The sequence below is a fragment of the Bradyrhizobium sp. PRIMUS42 genome, assembly GCF_023006515.1.
Classification (GTDB): Bacteria; Pseudomonadota; Alphaproteobacteria; order Rhizobiales; family Xanthobacteraceae; genus Bradyrhizobium.
This window is the reverse complement of record NZ_JALBGZ010000851.1, coordinates 1-2,439: the sequence shown is the minus strand read 5'-3', so window position 1 is coordinate 2,439 and position 2,439 is coordinate 1. Positions and strand designations below refer to the sequence as shown.

2 protein-coding genes and 1 pseudogene are annotated in these 2,439 nt (G+C 66.5%); 1 reads left to right on the top strand and 2 read right to left on the bottom strand.

Annotation, left to right across the window (positions count from 1 at the left end; translation table 11 throughout):
* A pseudogene (locus MOV75_RS34660) lies at nucleotides 1-354 on the top strand (complex I NDUFA9 subunit family protein); the annotation flags it as partial.
* Nucleotides 355-508: 154 nt separating this feature from the next.
* Here the strand turns inward: MOV75_RS34660 and MOV75_RS34655 are convergent.
* Nucleotides 509-1,249: an SDR family oxidoreductase gene (locus MOV75_RS34655; RefSeq protein ID WP_246931891.1), complete on the bottom strand. Its 741-nt coding sequence runs from the start codon at nucleotides 1,247-1,249 to the stop codon at nucleotides 509-511.
* A 3-nt stretch (nucleotides 1,250-1,252) separates the two neighbouring features.
* Nucleotides 1,253-2,439: FAD-binding oxidoreductase (locus MOV75_RS34650; RefSeq protein ID WP_247007591.1), on the bottom strand; the 1,187-nt coding region annotated here is incomplete at its 5' end.

Genomic DNA, 2,439 nt, shown 5'->3' with positions numbered 1-2,439 from the left:
GGCAAGGCCAAGGCGGGCGCGACCTACGAGCTCGGCGGGCCGGAAGCGCTGACCATGCGCGAGATCATCGAGGCCATCCTTGCCATCACCGACCGCAAGCGGATGCTGGTGCCGCTGCCGTTCGGCCTCGCCCGCTTCCAGGCCAACTTTCTGCAATTTGCGCCGGGGGCGTTCAAGCTGACGCCGGACCAGGTCACGATGCTCGAGCGCGACAATGTCGTGTCGGAGGCGGCGAAGGCAGCCGGCCTGACGCTGGAAGGGCTCGGCATCACGCCCGATTCGCTGGAAGCGATCGCTCCGCAATATCTCTGGCGCTTCCGCCCGCAGGGCCAGTTCCAGCGCATGAGTGTGTGAGGTTTCTTACCTCTCCCGCTTGCGGGAGAGGTCGCCGCGTAGCGGCGGGTGAGGGCTTTCTCCTCTTGGGGGTCCTCGCCCGCGGAGACACCCTCTCCCCCTGCCCTCTCCCGCAAGCGGGCGAGGGAGCGCACCGTCAGCCGTGGCTACAGCCTCAAAACTTCAGCTTCTTGAACACCGCTTCCGGCAGCGATTTGATGATGAGCATCACCAGGCGCCATTTGCCGCTGACATAGACGACGTCGGTCTTGTTCTCGACGGCGCTAAGGATCGCATCGCCCACCACCGGCGCCTCCACCGTGAGCGGGCCGATCAGCTTCATGCCCTCCGTCATCCGGGTGCGGACGAAGCCGGGCTTGACGGTGACGACATGCACGCCGCCACGGCTGGCACGGGCGCGCAAGCCGGAGAGGAACGCGGAGAAGCCTGCCTTGGCCGAGCCGTAGACATAGTTCGAGGCCCGGCCGCGATCGCCGGCCACCGACGACACGCCAACCAGCGTCCCGCTGCCGCGCGCCAGGAATCTTTCCGCGAACAGGCCGAGGATCAGCGCAGGGCCTTCGTAGTTCGAACGCATGATCGCGGTGGCGTGCGTGAGATCGCTCTCGGCATCCTGCTGTACGCCGAGCAGGCCGACAATCGAGACGACGACATCGGGCAATGCCGGAAGGGCGCCGACAAAGCTCTCGAATGACGCGGTGTCGAGCACATCGAATTTGTGCAGACCGACCTCGACATTGTAGCGCGCGCGCAGATCGGCGGCGTCAGGCTGCAGCGCGGCGACGTCGCGGCCTGCGAGGGCGACATCGTACCCGGCCTTGGCGAAGGCGCGCGCGGCGGCGCGGCCGATATCGGAGGAGCCACCGAGCACAATTGCGGACTTGCGTGACGTCACGGCCTAGACCTCATCGAACAGACGCTGTGAAAGTTTCGATCGGATGTTGCCGGCGGGATCGAGCGATTTGCGGATCGCGTTGAAACGCTGCAAGGCAGGATAACCCGCCGCGAAGGTCGCGCGCGACTGACGCGCGTCTTTCGCCAGATACAGCCGCCCGCCGGCGGCGACGACGAGACGATCGATCTCGTCGAGGAAATTCAGGATGTCGCCCTTGACGGGGAAATCCAGCGCCAGCGTGTAGCCGGGCAGCGGGAATGACAGGATGCCGTCGCCCTGGCCGAGCTTCTTGAGCACGGCGAGGAAGGAGGCATCGCCGCGCCGTACGACGCGATCGAGGATCTCGCCGAGCACGGCGCGCGCCCCTTGCTCCGGGACCACGCATTGATGCTGGAGGAAGCCGCGCTTGCCATAGATGCGATTCCACCCACCGATGCTGTCGAGCGGAAAGAAATACGGATAGAGCGAGACCACGTGGCTGCTGCCGGCGCGCCGCGCGCCCATGCGATAGTAGAGCTCGTTGAAGGCGCGGACGCTGATGCGGTTCAGTGCCATCGACGGCAGATCGACCGGCACGCTGAGGCTGGGATCCTTGCCGACCGGAAATACATCGGCGCCGTCCGCCAGCTCATCTCTGCCCGCGTGCTCACCGAGATAGATCAGCGAACGGCCGAGATCGCGCCCTCGTGCCACGCAATCGATCCAGGCCACCGAATAGGTCGCCTCATCGCTCGCCTCGAGCGCGCGCATCGCGGCATCGAGATCGGACGCGGAGATCACCCGCTCGCGGATCCATCCGGTCTCGACCCGCCGCAGCCGCATCGTCGCTTCCAGGATGATGCCGGTCAGGCCCATGCCGCCGACGGTCGCGAAGAAGGCCTCGGAATTCTGTTCGCGCGAGGCCTCGATGACCTCGCCCTGCCCGGTGCGCAGCAACAGGCTGTCGACGTAGCGGCCGAAGCCGCCTTCGCAATGATGGTTCTTGCCGTGCACGTCGGCCGCGATGGCGCCGCCGATCGAGACGAACCGCGTACCGGGCACGACGAAAGGCAGGAAGCCGCGCGGGCCAAAGGTGTCGATCAGGTCCGACAACAGAACGCCGGCCTCCAGGCGGATGCGGCCCGTCACCGGATCGAACGACCTGACGCGGTCGAAGCCGGTCATCCCGACGGTCCTGACGGCGCCGATCG